Source organism: Chryseobacterium daeguense DSM 19388, assembly GCF_000430825.1.
Taxonomy (GTDB): Bacteria; Bacteroidota; Bacteroidia; order Flavobacteriales; family Weeksellaceae; genus Chryseobacterium; species Chryseobacterium daeguense.
In genome coordinates this window covers 156,984-178,061 of the sequence record NZ_AUMT01000001.1, presented here as the reverse complement: position 1 = coordinate 178,061, position 21,078 = coordinate 156,984, and the positions used below count along the sequence as shown (strand labels likewise).

The following is a 21,078-nucleotide window of genomic DNA, read 5'->3' as shown; positions in this document are numbered from 1 at the left end:
TCAAGACCTAAATCTCTGTATAATGCACTTTATTTCTGTACATAAGCAAATAATAAAACAGTGAAAAAAGGACAATTCCTACTGCCAGAATTATCCATTCTGAAACTTTAAAAGCTTCCGCAAAACTTTCGTTTTTAGTGTATGTTATCAATAATGTTGAACATAGATTATTAAAACCATGAAGCAGCATCGGCAAAAGCAGAGATTTTGTTTTATAATATACCAAACCAAGCACACAGCCTAATAAAACAGCACCTACAAACTGCCATGGATTGGCATGAACAAGTCCGAAAATAATAGATGCAAAGACAATTGCAGTCCATGGTTTGACACCTTTATTGATCAACCCTTTCTGAATGATTCCCCGGAAAATAATTTCTTCAAAAACAGGTGCACAAATGACCGCCGTAATTATCATCACCACCGGATCATCTGTAAGCTGCTCCATTAATCTGCTGAAAAATTCATAATATTCTCCAAAGAATGGTCCTGTAGTAGGAATCTGAGCGGTAATGAATTCTGCAATGAACATCATCCCGGTCATCATGGGGAAAATCAGCAGGTAAGTATAGAAATTGGTCGGTGAAAAATTAAAATTCAGCTTTTTCCCTGTCGTAGTTCTTACAATCAGAAAATCAAAAGCTGCAATAGCCGTAAGAAAACCCGCTGCATTGGTAAGCATAAAAAACCAGTCTTTATACTGCAGGCTCTCTTTAAAAGTAAACATCCAGAAAACATTAAAAAGTGAAGGAATCATTGTTCCTACGAATAATCCCGCCAGTAAGACAAGACCTCCGATCCATGTAAAGGTAAACTTTGGATATCTGCTGTTTTCCATGATAAATATTTAGTAAAACAAAGATAATTTTTTTGTATTAAAAAGTGAATATGTCAATGGTGAATTGCAAATTTCCGGGTTTAAGTCTTAAACTTTGCGTTTTAAGCTTTAAACCATCCAAATTCATTTTTAATTTCCATTAAAATTCACGATTTTTGCAACTTCAAAATACGATATGTCAGACTTAATCAAAGAAATACAAAAAAGAAAAACCTTTGGGATAATCTCTCACCCTGATGCCGGAAAAACCACTCTTACGGAGAAGCTGCTGCTTTTCGGGGGTGCAATTCAGGAAGCGGGTGCGGTAAAATCCAATAAAATAAAAAAAGGAGCTACCTCCGACTTCATGGAAATTGAAAGACAGAGAGGGATCTCCGTGGCAACTTCCGTGCTTGCTTTTGAATACAGAGACCATAAAATCAACATTCTGGATACTCCGGGCCACAAGGATTTTGCAGAAGATACGTACAGAACATTGACTGCCGTTGATTCCGTAATCGTTGTAATTGACGTTGCAAAAGGAGTTGAGGAACAGACGGAGAAACTGGTTCAGGTGTGCAGAATGAGAAACATTCCGATGCTGGTTTTCATTAATAAGCTTGACCGTGAAGGTAAGGATGCCTTTGATTTGCTGGATGAAGTGGAACAGAAATTAGGATTAACAGTTTGCCCGCTTTCTCTGCCAATTGGTATGGGAGCTGATTTTCAGGGAATTTATAATATCTGGGAAAACAACATCCAGTTATTTCTGGAAGAGAAAAAGCAAAAAGTTGGTGAGGCCATTAAGTTTGATGACATCAATGATGCTTCTATTGACGAAGTAATTGGTGAAAAAGCTGCAAAAACATTGAGAGAAGAACTTGACCTGGTACAGTCTGTTTATCCTGAATTTAATCGTGAGGATTATATGAACGGTGATCTGCAGCCTGTTTTCTTTGGTTCAGCTTTAAATAATTTCGGAGTTCGTGAGCTATTGGATGCTTTTATAGACATCGCTCCGATGCCACAGCCAAAAGAAAGTGATATCCGTCTGGTAAAGCCTGAGGAAAGCCAATTCACAGGGTTTGTCTTCAAAATTCACGCTAATATGGACCCTAAGCACAGAGACCGTTTAGCGTTTGTGAAAATTGTTTCCGGAACTTTTAAAAGAAACGAAAATTATTTACTGGTAAGAGAAGGTAAAAAGATGAAATTTTCTTCACCTAATGCTTTCTTTGCCGATAAAAAAGAGGTGGTGGACGAAAGTTTCCCGGGAGATATCGTCGGACTTCACGATACGGGAAGTTTCAGAATCGGGGATACATTGACCGGAGGTGAAAAACTGAGCTTTAAAGGTATTCCGAGCTTCTCTCCTGAACATTTCAGATATATCAATAATAACGATCCATTGAAAGCAAAACAATTGGCAAAAGGTATTGATCAGCTGATGGATGAAGGTGTTGCCCAGTTGTTTACATTAGAAATGAACGGTAGAAAAATCATTGGAACTGTAGGAGCGCTTCAGTATGAAGTTATCCAATACCGTCTGGAGCATGAATATGGCGCAAAATGTACCTATGAGCCTCTTTCCATGCACAAAGCCTGCTGGGTTGAGGCAGATGAGAGATCAGAAGAATTTAAAGAATTTGCAAGATTGAAACAGCGATTTCTGGCCAGAGATAAATACAATCAATTGGTTTTCCTGGCAGATTCATCTTTCACTATTCACATGACACAGGAGAAATTTCCAAATGTGAAGCTGCATTTTATCAGCGAGTTTCAGAATGCTTAATTGAGAAACACAAATTTAAAATATCACGAATTAATAATATTTATTTTGTGTAAAAATTAGTGATATTTGTATTTTAAATAAAAATAAAAAACCGTTCAGCGATTGTGCTGAACGGTTTTTATTTGTTGATACGTATCTATTTAAAATTTTTTCTACTTATTCCCACTTCCAATAAAACCAGATTACAGCTTAATTGTGATAAAAAAACTTTGTAAATCAATTGTAAAACAAAATTAATTTACTGATTTACAATCTATTAATAATTTACGAGCACAATACATTTCTTTTACAAGCTTTACAAAAATTCCCCATTTAATTTTACTTCATCAAAAAAATTAAGCTTATGAAAAAATTCATACTACTGATCGCAGTATCAGGAACATTCATTATGTGTAAAAAAGGGGAATCAGCAGCATCTCAGCTTGAAAATGCCGTACATTCTGCCGACAGTACGGTTTCTTCCGCATCTGAAAAAATAAATGAGGTGAGTGACAAAGCAAATGCAGCACTTGACTCCGCCAGTGTAAAAATCAAAGAATTTGAAGACACAAAAAATGAAGTAAAAAACAAAATCGAAAACACTTCAAAAATAGTAGACTCTTTATCTGAAAAAATTTCATCTGTAAAGCTTGAAACCAAAACAGAAAAGAAAGATTCTACTAAAAAAGAAGAAAAAATTGTAGTAAATGTACCTTCCCCAAAAGTGATAAGGGAAACAAAGATTGTTTACAAAGACAAACCAAAGAAAGAAAATTATGAACTTACTATTCCTCAGAATAAATTAGTGAAAACAGGCGTTCTGGAACTTACTGTAGATGATGCAGAAACAGCAAAAGAAATTGTAAAGCAGGAAGTTTCCAAATATGACGGATTTGTAAGAAGTGAAAATATTTCTCTGAATAACAATGAAAATAAAATAGCATACTTAAAGATCAAAGTTCCTATTCAAAAATTTGATTATTTAATGGATGATCTTAGTTCAAACCTGGGCACTGTAGAGAACAAAAACATAGAGCTTTCCGGGCAGGATTTTGTGCAAAATACCTTGTGCGAAGTAGACATTACACTGTATGGAAAAGCCGGCAGCTATGCAGAAACAGAAGAGCCAAAAACTTTTGGCGAGAAGTCATTTGCAGCCATTTCGTCCGGCTGGGAAGTGATCACTTCTATCTTTTTGTTTATTCTTCCTTTGTGGCCGTTATTTTTAATAGGAGGAATAGGATATTATTTCTTTAAGAAGAGACAGCAGAAGCCTTCAGAAAATCATGATAAATAATTTTTCAATTTTGACTTATTTTTAATAATATTTTAATCATAATTCTGTTTTTTTTAAAAATTATCATTTATATTTTTATCCAATAATGAAATATTTTAAACAACAATATTTAACCAAGGTAAAATATTCTAATCAAAGAAATAAACAGATATATTAATATTTTGTGGTTCGTGTGTATGTAAAAAGGCTCTCAGATCGAGAGCCTTTTGTTACTATTTCATATTGACAATTTTATCTACTACATACTTTGTGTTTCCTCTCCAGGGAAGAGCTCCGTTGTACTCTTTGTAATGAAGGTCGAAGGTTTTTCCGCTGTTCATTTCCAATTGCTTGAAAATTTCGGCATCCTGTACGGAAAACTCGAACTCATAGCTTGTAATGGTTCCCGTTTTTCCTCTCCCGAAACCTTCCTGAATCAACTTTCCTTCATAGGTTTTGAAGATATAGCCTTTTTTGATGGCATAATTCAGATAGCCTGACTTCACCCCTTCTCCGAAAACGAAGAAATATTTATACCAGATAAATACTCCTAACAAAAGAAATACTATCCCCAGTGTGATCCACAAAGATTTTTTCATAGATAAATGTGTTTAAGCTTTATTTTGAAATGCTTCTGGAAATCACAATTTTCTGGATTTCAGAAGTTCCTTCATAGATCTGCGTAATCTTCGCATCTCTCATCATTCTTTCCACGTGATATTCTTTTACATATCCGTATCCGCCGTGGATTTGTACTGCTTCGATGGTAGTATCCATAGCCACCTGAGAAGCATATAGTTTTGCCATTGCACCGCTTTCTGAGATATCTTTTCCGGCATCTTTTTCTACTGCAGCCTTGTAGCAAAGCATTCTTGCCGCTGTGATCTGAGTGGCCATATCAGCTAATTTGAATGCAATTGCCTGGTGGTTGATGATCTCAGTTCTGAAAGCTTTTCTTGTCTTAGCATATTTTAAAGCCAGTTCATAAGCTCCTGAAGCAATTCCTAGTGCCTGGGAAGCAATCCCGATTCTTCCGCCGTTTAAAACCGCCATCGCAAAGTTGAATCCAAAGCCATCTTCCCCGATTCTGTTTTCTTTCGGTACTTTTACATTATTGAAGATCAAAGAATGCGTATCACTTCCTCTGATTCCCAATTTGTCTTCTTTCGGCCCGATTTCGAAGCCTTCCCAGCCTCTTTCAACGATGAATGCGTTGATTCCTTTATGCTTTTTCTCTGGATCAGTCTGGGCAATTACAATATAGTAAGATGCAGTACCTCCGTTTGTGATCCAGTTTTTGATACCATTTAATAAATAATAATCTCCTTTATCTTCTGCAGTAGTTTTCTGAGAAGTTGCATCAGAACCCGCTTCCGGCTCAGACAATGCGAATGCCCCGATTACCTGCCCGCTTGCAAGAGGAGTAAGGTATTTTACTTTTTGCTCTTCAGAAGCGAATTTTTCAAGCCCGGCGCAAACCAATGAATTGTTTACAGACATTACAACAGCTGCAGAAGCATCTATCTTTGCAATCTCCTCCATCGCCAAAACGTAAGAAACGCTGTCCATTCCTGCTCCACCGTACTTAGGATCCACCATCATCCCCAGAAGTCCCATTTCTCCCATTTTCTTCACCTGTTCTGCAGGGAATTTCTGGTCGCGGTCTCTTTCAATTACTTCCGGTAATAGCTCGTTTTGTGCAAAATCTCTTGCCGCCTGCTGAATCATCAGCTGTTCTTCTGATAAATTAAAGTCCATAAAAATTAAATAATTAGATGGTCGCTAATTTACACTTTTTAGGCAAATCTGAAAACAGAAATAGAAGATAGAAGTTAGTACTTAGAAATTAGCAATTTAAAACTTATTTTTTATGAATAACATTCTTATGTAATTCTCCCGATTACCGTATCAGTATTCTTGTTTTTAAGATAGTTTAAATCAAAATCTTATTTTCTCTTTCATTAAGTCTAATTTTTAATTAAAAAAAATTCTTATATTTAAAATCATTTAACTTTTACAAAAAAATCATGACAATCAAAAGATTATTCGATATACCACGCTTTGCTTTAGAAAACTATCCCAAGCAGGATATGTTTGTAACCAAATATCAGGGCGAATGGAAAAAAACTTCCACACAGGAGTTTATTAATGAAGGCAATAAAATATCCAGGGGGCTCCTGAAATTAGGGATAAAACCTGGCGATAAAATCGCTTTGATTACCACTAATTCCCGTACAGAATGGGCCATTATGGATCTTGGACTTTCCCAGATCGGGGTGGTATCCGTACCCGTATATCCCAGTATTTCACCTGAAGATTATGAATTTATATTCAATAATGCTGAAATAAAATACTGCTTTGTTTCAGACAAGGATCTTTTGAATAAAGTAGTGAAGGTAAAGCACAACATCCCTTCCCTACAGGGTATTTTTACTTTTGACAACATCAGTGGAGCGGCCAACTGGCGGGAAATCCTTGATCTTGGTGAAGACGATTCTACCCAGATTGAGGTGGAAGATCTTGCCAATACCATCAATCCTGAAGATTTAGCAACCATAATCTACACTTCCGGAACCACAGGAAAACCAAAAGGCGTAATGCTTACGCACCATAATATTGTTTCCAATGTATTGGGTTCCATGCCGAGAATTCCTAAGAAAAAAAGCCTTGATTATAAGGATACAAGAGTGCTGAGCTTCCTTCCAATCTGTCATATTTTTGAAAGAATGCTTTTTTACCTTTTCCAGTACAATGGTTTTTCCATTTACTTTGCAGAAAGCATCGAAAAAATGGGTGAAAATGTAAAAGAAGTGAAACCTCACTACATGAGCGTTGTCCCTAGACTTGTGGAAAAAGTATATGATAAAATTTATGCAACCGGCTCATCTGCAGGCGGCTTGAAACAAAAAATATTTTTCTGGGCTTTAAATTTAATCTCTAAAAAGAAAACCGTTTCAAGGCCATCAGGATTACAGGAAATCATTGCTGACAAGCTGGTTTTCAAAAAATGGAGAGAAGGTCTTGGAGGCGAAATCATCACATTGGTTTCAGGATCCGCGGCTTTATCTACAAGGCTGAATTTAATGTTCCAAAATGCCGGAATTCCTATTCTGGAAGGATATGGTTTAACGGAAACATCCCCCGTAATATCGGTAAACAGCTTCGAGAAAATGAAAATCGGAACAGTGGGTTTACCACTTGACAATCTTGATGTTAAGATACAGGAAGACGGAGAAATTACCGTTAAAGGGCCATCAATTTTCAAAGGTTATTTTAAAAATGAACAAATGACTGAGGAGACTTTTACAGAGGACGGCTATTTCAAAACAGGCGACATCGGACATATCGACAGCGAAGGATTTTTACAGATTACTGACCGTAAGAAAGAGATGTTCAAAACTTCCGGAGGGAAATACATTGCACCGCAAACCATTGAAAATCTGGCTAAAGCATCGAAATTCATAGAACAAATCATGGTAGTAGGTGATGGTGAAAAAATGCCAACTGCATTTATTCAGCCTGATTTTGAGTTTGCAAAAAGCTGGGCAATGAGAAATAACCTGAGCATTGGTTCTACACCGCAGGAAATTGCTAAAAGCCCTGAACTTAAAGAAAGAATCAAGAAGGAAATCGATGATATGAATGAGCATCTCGGAAACTGGGAACAGATCAAAAAAATAGAGCTGACACCAGAAGTATGGACCATTGAAAGCGGACTTCTTACTCCAACCTTAAAGCTGAAAAGAAAAGCCATAAAAGAGAAATTCATTGATCTTTACAATAAGATGTATGAACATCATGAGTAAATAATAACCGCTTCTTTTGAGGCGGTTTTTTTTATGTCATTGCTCCTCGCAAGGACATAAAAAAAGCTGCTTCAGAATTGAAACAGCTTTATATTTTTAAAATCTTAATTAAATTAGAATTTAATCACAGATTTCATTTTTTCGTTTTCTTCCATTACCAACTCGTCGTCAACAAGGATTTTCCCTGAATGCTCATCAATAATAATCTTTTTTCTCTGGGCAATTTCCATCTGCTTCTGAGGCGGAATTGTAAAGAATGAACCTTTTGGAGCTCCTCTTTCAAGGCCTACTACTGCAAGTCCATTCGGAGAGTTTGTTCTGATTCTGTTGTAAGAAGCCAATAATCTTTCATCGATTTTAGCTGCAAATTCTTTAGACTGCTCGATCAGATATTCTTCTTCTTTCTTCGTTTCAGAGATCAGGCCGTCTAATTCTTCTTTTTTGAATTTCAAATGATTTTTAAGCTCATTGATCTTATCGTTCAATTCACTTAATGTTTCATTTTTGTGACTGATCTTAGCACCGAATTCTTTGATTCTTTTTTCTGCAAGCTGAATTTCAAGTTCCTGATATTCAATCTCCTTGCTCAATGCTTCAAACTCTTTATTGTTTCTTACATTATCCTGCTGAGATTTGTATTTTTCAATTAAAGTTTTTGCATGGTTTATTACTTCATGCTTTGTTTTGATCTGATCGTCCTGATCTTTGATATCTGCATGAAACTTTTCAGCTCTTTTTTCAAGACCTTCGATTTCAATCTCAAGATCCTCTACTTCGATTGGCAATTCTCCTCTTGTATTTCGGATTTCGTCCAATCTAGAATCAATGATCTGCAAATCGTATAAAGCTCTTAACTTCTCTTCAACTGAAATATCGTTGGTTTTTGCCATATTTTAAATGAAATAATTTACCGGGTTTGTTTTCTCAATAGATTTTGAGATTGCAAATGTACTAAATTTTTGTGACAAAATTTCAAATAATTGTTGAGTTACAAATTGTTCTGATTCAAAATGCCCTATATCACAAATCATCATTTTTGATTCTACCAGGAAAAAATCATGGTATTTCACATCTCCCGTAAGATAAGCATCACATTTTTTGGAAATTGCAGACCGAATGCCGCTTGCTCCCGAGCCTCCCAAAACCCCTACTCTTTTAATTTTTTTATTGTTAAAATCAGAATGGCGGATTACTTCAAGATTAAATTTTTCTTTTACCAGCTTTAAAAAGTCCGTTTCTTCCATTGGCTCTTCAAAGTCTCCGTACATGCCTAATCCCGCGTGATGATTGGTATTATCCAGACTGTAAATCTGATGGGCAACCTCTTCATAGGGATGCGCATTTTTCATTGCGGAAAGAATCTGCCCCTGCTTATAATCTTCAAAAATCACAGAGATCATATCTTCATCTGCATTTTCACGGATATTTTGCTGTCCGGAGAACGGATTTGACCCTTCTACAGGCCTGAAAGTACCGTTTCCATTGATCGTAAAACTGCACTCATCATAAAACCCGATATTTCCTGCGCCGGCAGAAAAAAGGGCTTCTTTTACTTTTTCGGAATAATCTTTCGGAACAAAAACCGTCAGCTGCTTTAGATTATTTTTTTTAGGCTGAAGAATTTTAAGATCTTTCAGACCTAACTGAGAACATATTCCGTGATTCACCCCAAAAAAATCATTGTCAAATGCCGTATGAATGGCATAAATGGCAATTTTATTCTCAATAGCTTTTACCACTGCTCTTTCCACATAATTTTTTCCTGTTAAAGATTTTAACCCTGAAAAAACAATCGGGTGAAAACATACTATTAAATTACAATTTTTATGAATTGCTTCTTCCACTACATTTTCAAGAGCGTCATGACAAACCAGAATTCCGCTTACATCACGATCCCAGGATCCGCACAGCAGCCCCACATTGTCAAAATCTTCTGCCTGATGGATTTGTATTCTTTCTTCTATTTTTGATATTACAGTTCTTAGCTTCATTTTCTTAAAAAATTTGGAGTACAGCGAAGATATTAATTTTTGGATTAAAATTTTTGTTTTATTGGAAGAGGCTTATAAATGTATTTTGCTGATCTCAATATTAAAATTATTAACTTTACCTTGATATAAATAAACAAAATGGAAAGAGAACATAACCTTGTTCCCGGAGATAAATTTTGGAAAAGGTATCTTTTTAGAATAATTTACCGCTCCGATACGAGGCTCGGAAAGCTGTTTGATATTGTTTTGCTATGCCTTATCCTCATTAGCACCTTTATTATCCTCATGGAAAGTGTACCGAAGCTTGATGAAAGATTTCATTACACCTTCATTGTTCTTGAGTGGATTATTTCATTGATTTTTACAGCAGAATACTGGTCCAGGATTGCTGTTATTAAAAACAAGAGACATTACATCTTCAGTTTTTTCGGGATTATTGATTTTCTGGCGCTGGTTCCGTTTTATCTGAGCTTTTTCTTTCCGGTTACTAAATATTTCCTGATTTTCAGAATGCTGAGAATGCTGAGGGTTTTCAGAGTCTTTAATCTTATGGATTTTATGAATGACGGAACTGTCATCGTAAGGGCCTTAAAAAACAGCTCGAGAAAGATTTATATTTTCCTTTTATTTCTTATTATTTTCTCTGTAATTGTCGGTTCGCTGATGTTTATGGTGGAAGGCGGCAGGCCGGGCTTTGAAACTATTCCGCAATCCATTTACTGGGCCGTGGTAACGGTAACTACCGTGGGATATGGTGATGTATCACCTATTACGCCCATGGGTAAATTTTTTGCCGTGATCCTGATGCTGGCCGGTTATTCCATCATTGCAGTACCTACCGGGATTGTAACCGCCGAAATGCGAAACAAAAGACAAAACCTGGAAAAGATATGTGAAAGATGTGGAAATGAAGATATTGATGATGATGCACGATATTGTAAGCAGTGTGGCAAGAAATTAGCTTAATATGAAATATCATAGTAATCTATTAACCAAATACCGCAAAAATCATGGAACCTAAAAAGAAAAACAAACCAAACACTTTAGTAGTAATATTATTTTCATTAGTTGTTTTAATGGTCGTAATTTATTTTATTCTTGTAACATTTTTCCCGGCCGTTTTTTCAAGTCTGAATACAGGAGATCTTCAGCCAGTGCAGGACAGATGATAAGTGATTAATAAATATAAACTATTATAAAAAACTTGTTTAAACTTCTTATTTTAACCACGAAAGACACAAAAGATTTTGATATTTTATTTAAAGATTGATTTCTTTTGCTTCTTATGGTTAATTTAAAAATTAGTTTAACAACTTTAAAAAGAAAAGACGACCGAATAAACGGCCGTCTTTTTTGGTTATATATTTTTTATCCTTTAGATATAATTAAAAATTACTTTTTAATTGTTTTGATTGTCTGTTTAGAACCATCTTTCATATTAAGTGTAACTAAATACATTCCCTGTCTCAATTCCCCAAGTTGAAGAGCAGAAGCCGGATTATCAATTACCCTTACCAATCTTCCTGAAATATCAGAAATAGATACTGATTTTACATTAGAAGCATCTGAAATGTTTAATACATCAGAGAATGGGTTTGGATAAAGCTTGATTGTATTTTTATTAGCTTTTACATCGCTGGTTGCTAAAACTCCTTTTGTGATATTAATAGAGAACGCCCCTTCAGGCTCATCTTGCCAGCTTCCATACTGTCCTACATTCACATAATATGTATTTCCTGCAAGTGTAGGGATAGAAACTGTTTCCGTACCTCCCTGTCCACCGTCGTCCACAGTATCCTCACAAGATAAAGCTGAGCAGCTTCCGCTGTAAACCCCGATCTGTGGGTCAAAATCACTTCCTGCAGGCATTGTAACAGTGATATTAAATGTATCTCCGTCTCCTACGAAAGTAAACCATGTTCCGTCATTCATTTCATTAGAACAAGAAGTAATCATTCCTGCGTTGTTTGTAGAACCTGCACCATCTACCTGGTTGTAGTCATACGGGAAAGTAGTAGCCGTAAGTGCTCCAAAACAATCGTCATTTACCGGTGGCGGAGGGAAAGTTCCTACACAGATATCAAAACTTTGATGGCTGCCTGTATCACCGTAGCTGTATACTCTTACCCAATATGTTTCTCCCACAGTAAGACCTGTAACAACTCCTGATGGCGGATCTGAACAATAGATACTGGATAACGCTCCACATCCTCCACTGAAGACCTGGAAGTAAGTATCTGTATCATCAGCATTAGAACCGACAGACTGAACATTAAGAAGAGAAATTTTATGAGTAGCTGCAGTTGCTGTAAATTTATACCAAACGTCATCATCTGCAGTTCCGTAACAAGGATCAGGAACAGTTCCTGAATCTGTAGCCCCGATTGTATATCCCGGAGTTACCGTACCGCAGTTCAGGTCAGAATTCACCGTTAAAGTAACTGCTGTCGCGCACTCATCATTAGTAGGTGCCGGCGGCGCAGATTTAAACATAATTTCAGAACATCCTGAAGACTCTCCTCCTGTTCCCACTGCGATTACTTTCACATAATGCATTGTATTCGGTGCAAGAGGTGTCGCAGGCATATAGCTGTTTGTAGCTGCAGATACCTGGTTTGCCACATCTGTACCACCCGGAGTAGTCCCAATGGAAACCTTATAACTTGTAGCTCCTGAAGAATTATTCCAGGTAATAGTAGGTGTTAAAGGAACGAATGTAGCATTATTAGCCGGATACGTTACGATAGGACATGCAGGAATCGGGCTTGCAGTTAAACCAAGAAAAGTGGTAACCGATTTATAATTCCTTAGCACTCCATCAGTAGCCGGCGGAGAAGCCGGATCCGGATCTGTATAATCATTTCTGTAATACAGTGTAGAGTTTGGAGCTCCATTATACACGTAGATTGCTTCATCATAATCGTTATCATCATAACCTGCAGAGTTTTCTTCTGCCGCAAGTACAAGATTCGAAGTATTGTTGTAAGCAAACGGTGTAGCGAAAGTAATCTCTATCACTCCATTGTTATTGGTTACAGTTCCCGAATAGACCTGGGTTAATTGAGCCAAAGGCACCCAATCCGTTTCAGAAGTGAAGGAAGTTTTAGTAGTATGCCCCAGATAAACCACCCATTGGGAAGAATTGGCGATTGACATCGAAGGATCCATATAAAACTTAAGACCAGTAATATTTCCTGCGGCATTGGCATTGATTTCCTGCTTTGTGAAAACCTGCTGCACATAGGAATATCCGTAATAGGTGCTGATAGGCGCAACACCAGTGTCCGTACTTCCTGTACCCAGATCAATCTGGGCAGATAGATTCATACTTAAAAATATCAAGCATGAGAGTAGAAATTTTGTCATAAATAAGGGTTTTTGCTGATTTGAACACTAAATTAATAATAAACTTTCGATTAAAGCATTAATATTTTAATTTTTTTAAAAAAAATATAGCGACTAGAAAAAATCCAGCCGCTATATTATCTATAAGAATAATCAGAAAATTATTTTTTTATTGTTTTTATTGTTTGCTTAGAACCATCTTTTAATTCTAAAGTAACCAGGTACATTCCTTGTTTTAATTCTCCTAAATGTAACTGTGCACCAGGATTAGCAATAGTTTTCACAAGTCTTCCTGAGATATCAGTTATCTGAACATTTTTAACGTCTTTAATATCAGAAATATTCAATACATCAGAGAACGGATTCGGATAAAGCTTTATCTGGTCTTTCTTAGCAGATGCTTCATCAGTAGCTAATAAAGAAGCGTCATAAGCAGAAAGCTTAAACTGTCCCGTTGTGCTTCCCCCTCCTGCTGTTCCTGTATATCTCCAAACACTAACATATAATGTAGTTCCCGGCGTCTGACCTGTAAGAGTAACTAATGAATAGTTATCTACCCCAGCGTCATCATCACAAGCAATGCTAGTAAGTGATCCGCAAGTACCTGAATGCACTGAAAGTATTGTATCCGTGAAACCAGAACCTGTAACACCCTGAGTTTCAATTTTAAGATTTCCACTCGCAGGAACTACAACGGTATACCATACATTATCTCCTCTGCTTGTCTGGCAAGAAGTAGTTCCGTCTGTTAAAGCTCCGGCATTTGTGGTAGTTATTGCATTAGCTGCAAAATTTCCTCCTACTGTTAAAGCTATTGCTCCGGAGCAAACGTCGTTTACAGGCGGTGGCGGCGGAGTTCCGACACAGATATTAAAGCTATTGCTATATCCTGCGCCGTTGCTGTTGTATACTCTTACATAATAAGTTTGTCCCGGAGTCAATCCACTTACAACAGTAGTGTTTGAAGTACCGCAAACTACACTTGCCAAAGTTCCGCAAGTCCCGCTAAGAACCTGGGTATAAAGACTTGTAGATGAAGAGCTTCCTGTAGATACTACATTGGACAAAGTAATTACATGCGCTGTAGAACTTGCTACAAATGTGTACCAAACATCATCATCTGCAGTTCCTGTACATGGAGAAACAGCTAAATTTGAGTTGGTGGCACTTAAAGTAGTACCTGCAGTAGTTGATCCGCACGCTAAATCCGGGTTAACTGTTAAAGCAACTGCAGAATTACATTCGTCATTTGCAGGTGGCGGCGGCGGAGTTCCGATACAGATATTAAAGCTTGCGTTTGCTCCGCTTCCTGCGTAGGTATAAACTCTTACATAGTATGTTTCACCAACCGTTAAACCGGTTACCGTTCCTGTATTTGGGTCAGAACATAGTAAGCTTGTCTGAGACCCGCAGGCTCCACTTAATACCTGAAAATACATATCTGTTGCAGAACTTGTTCCTGTAGATACTACATTTGATAAAGCAACTACGTGTACTGAGTTTGTTGCAACAAATTTAAACCAAACATCATCGTCCGGATTTCCGTTACAAGGCGTTGCAGCCATAGATAATGAAGCTCCTAAAGTATTTGCAGGCGTTGTCGCTCCGCAGTTAAGATCAGGATTTACAGTTAGTATCACTGCTCCGGCACAATTGTCATTAGCAGGCGGCGCAGCGGCCGTAGTTGTAAATGATCTTACCGTACACCCCGTTGAGCTTGAAGCCGTGTTATAAGCCGTTACCAAATAATAATATGTGGTAGAAGCACTTAAAGCCGAAGCAAAGGTATATGAAGTAACATTTCCTAAATCAACATTATTTAAAACATCTGTACCCCCAGAAGTTGTCCCTACTGTAAGCCTGTATCCGGTAGCTCCCGTTACTGTTCCCCAAGAAATAGTAGGAATAGTTGAAACTCCGGTAGCAGCTGAGCTTGGTGAGCTTACTGTAGGACACGGCATTGCAGCAGTAGTAAACATATTTCCATTACAAGCTACCGCCTGTCCGATGGCATTTTTAGGGATTACTGTTACGTAATACGGTGTAGAATAATTCAAAGGTGTAGCCGCAGGAATTGAATAGGAGGTAACATTTCCTACATCTACCCCATTCATGATATCTGTTCCGCCAGGCGTTGTGCCAAGATTTACAACATAGCTTGATGTAATAGGGGTAGCAGCCCATGTAATAGTAGGTGTTACGGAAACTCCGGTAGCCGCATTGGCAGGTGCCGAAATTGTAGTACAAGAAGGTACTGTAGTTGGAGGCGGCACTGTAGCATCAAAAGCAATATGTGGCCTTCTGTAATCTGATGAGGTAAGAGTTGCCCCGAAAGCGGAAGAAGTAGTTACATACTTTGTAGTATTGCTGTTTGACGTATTTACGCATGGTGAAGAGTATTCATACTCCCAGTTGATAGTAGACGTCTGGCCGGTAGCCTGAACATACTCTGTGAAAACCGCAAGATTACTTCCTGCAGTATAAACAAAATTTGCAGAATGCTGAAATTTTTTGAATCCTGCAGTGCTTCCCACAGCGGTATCAGGATTGGAATCATATACCAGAGTAGCACCAGTAATGGCAGTAGCCCAATCCAAAGCTCCGGAACCAAAATCCGTTGCTGTAGTATTTTTAAGATAAATTTTAAAGGTTGCGCTGGAATTCAAAGTTCCGGAGGAGCTCAATCTTTTCAAATAAGTGGAAGTAATAGTTCCGTCTGAGATATTGATAAGCTGCGAAGAAGGAATAATAAAAGCTCCACGGCTTTTTGCATTAGCTGTGGTATTACTGTTTAGCGTTCCATAGCTGTTCGTCCCGATCGTACCGTTACATACCGGTACGGTGTACGTTTGTCCTGAATACATCTGACAGGTGAATCCCGCCAGCAATCCAAATAAAAGTAATAGTTTTCTCATACTTAGTAAAAATTAAATTAGGGAGTAAATGTAAAAAAATTATTAAATAAAATTAACAAATATTAAAAAATAATTAACAATAACTTAATAAAATAAACGTTTGATTAATAAAAGATCATATTTATATTGGTTAAGTTATATAAATCACAAAATATTGATAATTTTCAATGAATTAAAAATCAAATATTTACAAAATAACTCTACTTTTATGATACCACATTTTATACATTTCAGAATAACTTCACCATCATTATTTACTCCATATTACTTAATTAATTTAAAATAATTCAAAATAAAAAAAGTGACTTAAAAGCCACTTTTTATCATTTATAAAAGAAAATAATTCCCTTTTTTAGTTTAAATAAAACTCATATTTATTAAGCAACTGAATTTCTTTAATCAATTCACCACTCAAATTGACTGAATGTTTCATGGACTGCACCTCAAGATGCTCCACATGTGATTCGTCATCATTATTTTTAATATAAAATTTAAGTTTCTGGCTGCCCTGATTTTTTTCCAGAACATTTCTGAAGAATGCAAGATCTTCCGGCCTGAAATCCATCACATCCATTACCAGAGAAATGCTTTTTGCAAACCTTTCAAAAGCCTCCTGAAGCTCAATTACGTCTACTACATTTACAAATACACGCCCGTCTTTCACCTGGGCAAATTTTATTTTAAAAATAACAAAACGCTGCACTTCAAGCTTTTCCTTCAACCTCATATAATCCCGGTCTCCCAATCGGAAAGAATATGACCCGGAATAGTCCTCAAGTGTCACGAAGGCCACTTTTTCACCGCTTCGGAAACCATCCTGAACCCTGTATTCCGTAATAAGTCCGGCTACAGTATATTCTTTTCCGCCGCCACCATTTTCTCTTTCTTTCTGTATGGTTTTCCAGTCTTTCTTCTTTTCTTCGAAAAGCTCTTCCTGCTTATTGGCAAACGCCTGGTCTTTGTAAGCATCCACCTCATCAAGGTTCAGGAATTGGAAAACTCCTTTTGGTTCTGCTTTTTTTGTGATTTCTTCTATAATCTCTTCCTCTTCACCCGCAATAATATCATCAGAAACAATTTCTACCAGGTCAGCCACATCTTCTACCACATCCTTTTCTAAAATAGGCACTTCATCCACCACCACTTTTGCTTCTTCATCCTTTTCCAGCACGGCTTTTTTAGAAAGCTGCCCCTGCATGAACTGAAACTGATATTTGAATTCATCCAGCGGGTGCGCAGAAAGGTAGAACCCAATGATTTCTTTTTCTTTATTAAGCTTGTGCATATTCGGCCACTCCGGGCATGGTGCCAATTTCGGCTGCTCGATCTGAACTTCTTCAGCAAAATCTGCAAAAAGGGAGTTTTCCATCTCATTTTTACTTTCCTGGAAGCTTTGCCCGTATCTTATCAGACGCTCAAGATTGGTTCTTCCGGCCATATCAATATCAAAATACTGTCCTCTGTGGAAATTGTCCAACTCATCGAAAGCTCCCGCTAACACTAAACTTTCCGCTACCCTTTTGTTCATCTGGGAAGGCGGAATCCTTTCAAAGAAATCATAAATATTTTTAAATCTACCATTAGCCCTCTCCTTTGTAATCGCTTCGCTCGGCCCTTCTCCGATACCTTTTATCGCACCTAACCCAAAACGGATCTGGCCTTTTTCGTTTACGGAGAATTTGTATTGAGATTCATTTACATCAGGACCCAAAACATCAACGCCAATACTTTTACAATCTTCCATGAACATGGTGATTGAGTCGGTATTGTTAATGTTATTACTCATCACACTCGCCATATATTCCGCAGGATAATTTGCCTTTAAAAATGCTGTCTGATAAGCAATAAAGGCGTAGCAGGTGGAGTGAGATTTGTTGAAGGCATACTCCGCAAACGCTTTCCAATCGTTCCAGATTTTTTCCAGCCTTTCTTCATCCAGGTTATTTTGTCTTCCTCCTTCAATGAATTTAGGATACATCTTATTAAGAACATCGATCTGCTTTTTACCCATCGCTTTTCTCAGCGTATCGGCTTCACCTTTGGTAAAATTGGCCAGTTTTTGAGATAAAAGCATTACCTGCTCCTGATAAACGGTAATTCCGTAAGTTTCCTTTAAATATTCTTCCGTTTCCGGTAAATCATAAACAATTTCTTCTATTCCGTGTTTTCTGTTAATGAAATTCGGGATATATTTAATAGGCCCCGGACGGTAAAGCGCGTTCATGGCAATAAGATCGGCAAAAACAGTTGGCTTAAGCTCCCTCATATACTTTTGCATTCCGGGACTTTCATATTGGAAAATCCCTACCGTTCTTCCTTCTTTAAATAACTGATACGTTTTATTATCATCCAATGGAATCAAATCCGGATCAATATCAACACCATGTCTGGCTTTAACAAGTTTTAACGCATCTTTAATAATAGTCAAAGTCCTTAACCCAAGAAAGTCCATCTTAAGAAGACCTGCACTTTCAGCAACAGAGTTATCAAACTGAGACACTAAAATATCTGCATCTTTCGCAGCAATGGTTACAGGAACCAGGTTACTCACATCTTCCGGAGTGATGATCACTCCACACGCGTGAATCCCGGTATTCCGGATGCAGCCTTCCATTTTTCTGGCACTCGCCAGTACATCGTGACGCGGATCTGTGGGACTATCCAGAACGAATCTCATTTCATCAACGAGCATCTGTTCTTCTGGCCTTAATTTATCATATTTTGTTAAAGCTTTGGCAATGTTCATCCCTGGTGTGGAAGGGACAAGCTTCGCAATATTATTGGTATCAGGAATCGGAACATCCAAAACCCTTCCGGCATCTTTAATCGCTGATTTTCCTCCGAGAACAGAGTAAGTAATGATCTGCGCTACCTGATTTTGTCCGTATTTATCAATTACCCACTTGATAATTTTATCACGCCCTTCATCATCAAAGTCAATATCAATATCCGGCATGGAAACCCTTTCCGGATTCAGGAATCTCTCGAAAAGGAGATCATATTTAATAGGATCCACATTGGTAATCCCGATACAGTAAGCTACCGCGGAACCTGCCGCCGAACCCCTTCCGGGACCTACCCATACTCCCATTTTACGGGCTTCATTACAGAAATCCTGTACAATAAGGAAATAGCCGGGATAACCTGTATTGGCAATTACTTCAAGCTCGAAATCAAGTCGTTCTTTTATTTCATCGGTGATTTCAGCATACCTTCTTTTTGCCCCTTCATAGGTTAAATAAGTAAGATAGGCCATCTCACCGCGCTTGCCGCCATCAACCTCATCTTCCGCATGGATAAATTCGGCAGGAATATCGAATTTCGGTAGAAGAACGTCCCTTTTAAGAGTATAAGGCTTGAATTTCGCAAAAAATTCTTCGTACGCTTCAAAAGCATCTGGATATGCAAGGAAAGCTTCTTTTATTTCATCTGAATTTTTGATATAATATTCTCCGGTAGCAAGTCCTCTTCTCTTTCCGAAGCCTTTACCAACTGGCGTTGACAGTTTCTCGCCATCTTTGATACAGCTTACGATATCCTGAATATTGGAATCGTCTTTATTGGTATAAAAAGTTTCGTTCTGTGCTAGTATTTTAACATTATATTTATCTGCAAAGTGCAATAAAACATCATTTAAATGCTCTTCTTCCGGTAATTTGTGATTCTGGATCTGAACATAAAAATCATCTCCGAAAGTTTCTTTCCACCATTTGAAAAGCTCCTCCCCTTTCTGTTCGCCGGTATTTAAAATAGCATCGGGAATATCACCATTAATCCCTGAGGTTAAAGCAATTACACCTTCTTTATATTGCGCAATCAACTCACGGCTAATCCTCGGAACTCCAAAATAAAAACCTTTCAAAAAGCCTATACTGGAAAGCTTTGCTAAATTTTTATATCCGTTAAAATCTTTTGCCAGAAGCACAACCTGTGTTCTCCTGTCCGGATCATCTTTGGTAAACTGCTTCTGCTCATAGCGGTCTGAAATATAAAATTCGCAGCCTACAACGGGAATTAAAGGCTCAGAAGACGGTTCCGCTTCAGTAAATTCTGTTCCGTTTTCTTCCGCTTCCTGCTTTTTTGCCATGTATTCTTTATGCTTTTTCGCCCGGTCTCCATTAGCTCCTTCCACCGCCGAAACAAACTTGAAAGCTCCCATCATATTTCCCAAATCCACCATTCCTACGGCCGGAAAATTATCTTCTGTTGCTTTTTTAATCAGATCATTGATGCTGGAAGTGGCAGTAAGTGTCGAGAAAACACTGTGATTATCGAAGTTGAAATATTTTCCAAGATCAATTTCATCAATGCTTCCGAAATCCTGCTGCTTTTTCTTATTGTGAAAATCCGCAACCTGCCTTCTGATAACGATACTGAAAGGCTTAATAGGATCCGGGTACAGCGTTTTAAAGTAGGTAAGCTGATCTTCAGAAATTTTCAAAACTTCCGCCGGAATCACCCCGATTCTCATCATTTCGAAGAAAACCTGAGCCGTTGCATTCACGTCGGCTGCTGCATTGTGAGCCTCGTCAAATTTATTGCCGTACAGCTTTTCGTAAAGCTCTTCCAGTTTCGGAGATTTGTATCTTCCGTTTTTTCCACCTCCAAGCTGGCAATAGTCTGTTCCCAGGATCATGGTATCAGCCTTAGGTTTTTCCTGAAGGTTGTCTTTAATATTTTTTCTGAAAAATTCTGCTCCTACAATATTATAATCAAACTCTACATTATGTCCGGAAACCACTCTCACTCTTTCCAGTACAGCAGCAAATTCTTCCAAAACTTCCTGCAGATCCCGGCCTTCTTCATTGGCAATTTTTGTGGTTATCCCGTGAATCCTTGCGGCGTTGAAGGGAATATCATACCCTTCAGGTTTTATAATATAATCCTGATTCTCAATCAATCTCCCGTCATCATCATGCAGCTGCCATGCAATCTGGACCATTCTGGGCCAGTTATCTGAGTCTGAAAGCGGTGCGTTGAAATTCTTTGGTAAACCCGTGGTTTCTGTGTCAAAAACTAAATACATTTATAATTTTTCAGCTTTAATAAAAAGAAAGGTAAAATTACTGCATTTTTTGATATCATTTTTAAATTTAACAAAAGCTATCACTGTTTTTATAGTTTAAAAATTTAATCAAATTAATTATTTCTAATAAA

At 37.6% G+C, this 21,078-nt stretch carries 13 protein-coding genes; 5 read left to right on the top strand and 8 right to left on the bottom strand.

The features are described 5' to 3' along the window. Window positions 1–7 precede the first annotated feature (7 nt). On the bottom strand, window positions 8–838 hold the full coding sequence (locus tag H560_RS0100930; RefSeq protein WP_027378295.1) for a CPBP family intramembrane glutamic endopeptidase: 831 nt from the start codon (window positions 836–838) through the stop codon (window positions 8–10). A gap of 175 nt (window positions 839–1,013) precedes the next feature. Between H560_RS0100930 and H560_RS0100925 the strand changes: the two genes are divergently transcribed. Beyond that, a complete protein-coding gene (locus tag H560_RS0100925) occupies window positions 1,014–2,609 on the top strand; it encodes a peptide chain release factor 3 (RefSeq protein WP_027378294.1) in 1,596 nt (531 codons plus the stop codon). Window positions 2,610–2,952: 343 nt separating this feature from the next. Continuing rightward, entirely contained in the window at window positions 2,953–3,885 is a 933-nt protein-coding gene (locus tag H560_RS0100920; RefSeq protein ID WP_027378293.1) for a DUF4349 domain-containing protein, read from the top strand. A gap of 212 nt (window positions 3,886–4,097) precedes the next feature. Here H560_RS0100920 and H560_RS0100915 read toward each other — a convergent pair whose 3' ends face one another. Continuing rightward, window positions 4,098–4,463, bottom strand: a complete 366-nt coding sequence (locus tag H560_RS0100915; RefSeq protein WP_027378292.1) for a hypothetical protein — start codon at window positions 4,461–4,463, stop codon at window positions 4,098–4,100. Window positions 4,464–4,482: 19 nt separating this feature from the next. After that, complete coding sequence (locus H560_RS0100910) at window positions 4,483–5,622, bottom strand: acyl-CoA dehydrogenase (protein WP_027378291.1); 1,140 nt, start codon at window positions 5,620–5,622, stop codon at window positions 4,483–4,485. 269 nt (window positions 5,623–5,891) lie between these two features. Here H560_RS0100910 and H560_RS0100905 point away from each other — a divergent pair, with 269 nt between their 5' ends. Continuing rightward, window positions 5,892–7,670, top strand: coding sequence for an AMP-dependent synthetase/ligase (locus H560_RS0100905; protein WP_027378290.1), 1,779 nt, complete (start codon window positions 5,892–5,894; stop codon window positions 7,668–7,670). Between the two features lie 113 nt (window positions 7,671–7,783). Here the strand turns inward: H560_RS0100905 and H560_RS0100900 are convergent, their stop codons facing one another. Together H560_RS0100900 and H560_RS0100895 are read right to left on the bottom strand one after the other, a co-directional pair. Next, window positions 7,784–8,560: a zinc ribbon domain-containing protein gene (locus tag H560_RS0100900; RefSeq protein ID WP_027378289.1), complete on the bottom strand. Its 777-nt coding sequence runs from the start codon at window positions 8,558–8,560 to the stop codon at window positions 7,784–7,786. Between the two features lie 3 nt (window positions 8,561–8,563). Beyond that, entirely contained in the window at window positions 8,564–9,661 is a 1,098-nt protein-coding gene (locus tag H560_RS0100895) for a Nif3-like dinuclear metal center hexameric protein (protein WP_027378288.1), read from the bottom strand. A gap of 138 nt (window positions 9,662–9,799) precedes the next feature. Between H560_RS0100895 and H560_RS0100890 the strand changes: the two genes are divergently transcribed. Together H560_RS0100890 and H560_RS23075 are read left to right on the top strand one after the other, a co-directional pair. Further along, complete coding sequence (locus H560_RS0100890) at window positions 9,800–10,627, top strand: ion transporter (protein ID WP_034752027.1); 828 nt, start codon at window positions 9,800–9,802, stop codon at window positions 10,625–10,627. Between the two features lie 44 nt (window positions 10,628–10,671). Then, on the top strand, window positions 10,672–10,830 hold the full coding sequence (locus tag H560_RS23075) for a hypothetical protein (RefSeq protein WP_162143841.1): 159 nt from the start codon (window positions 10,672–10,674) through the stop codon (window positions 10,828–10,830). A gap of 223 nt (window positions 10,831–11,053) precedes the next feature. Here the strand turns inward: H560_RS23075 and H560_RS0100880 are convergent, their stop codons facing one another. The 3 genes from H560_RS0100880 to dnaE all read right to left on the bottom strand — a co-directional run bounded on the left by H560_RS0100880 (window position 11,054) and on the right by dnaE (window position 20,947). Next, window positions 11,054–13,027: a T9SS type A sorting domain-containing protein gene (locus H560_RS0100880; RefSeq protein WP_081413901.1), complete on the bottom strand. Its 1,974-nt coding sequence runs from the start codon at window positions 13,025–13,027 to the stop codon at window positions 11,054–11,056. A 140-nt stretch (window positions 13,028–13,167) separates the two neighbouring features. Further along, a complete protein-coding gene (locus tag H560_RS0100875; protein ID WP_027378285.1) occupies window positions 13,168–15,921 on the bottom strand; it encodes a T9SS type A sorting domain-containing protein in 2,754 nt (917 codons plus the stop codon). Window positions 15,922–16,273: 352 nt separating this feature from the next. Further along, window positions 16,274–20,947 carry a DNA polymerase III subunit alpha gene (dnaE, locus tag H560_RS0100870; RefSeq protein ID WP_027378284.1) on the bottom strand — a complete coding sequence of 1,558 codons (4,674 nt, stop codon included), beginning with the start codon at window positions 20,945–20,947 and terminating at the stop codon, window positions 16,274–16,276. Between the last annotated feature and the right edge of the window lie 131 nt (window positions 20,948–21,078).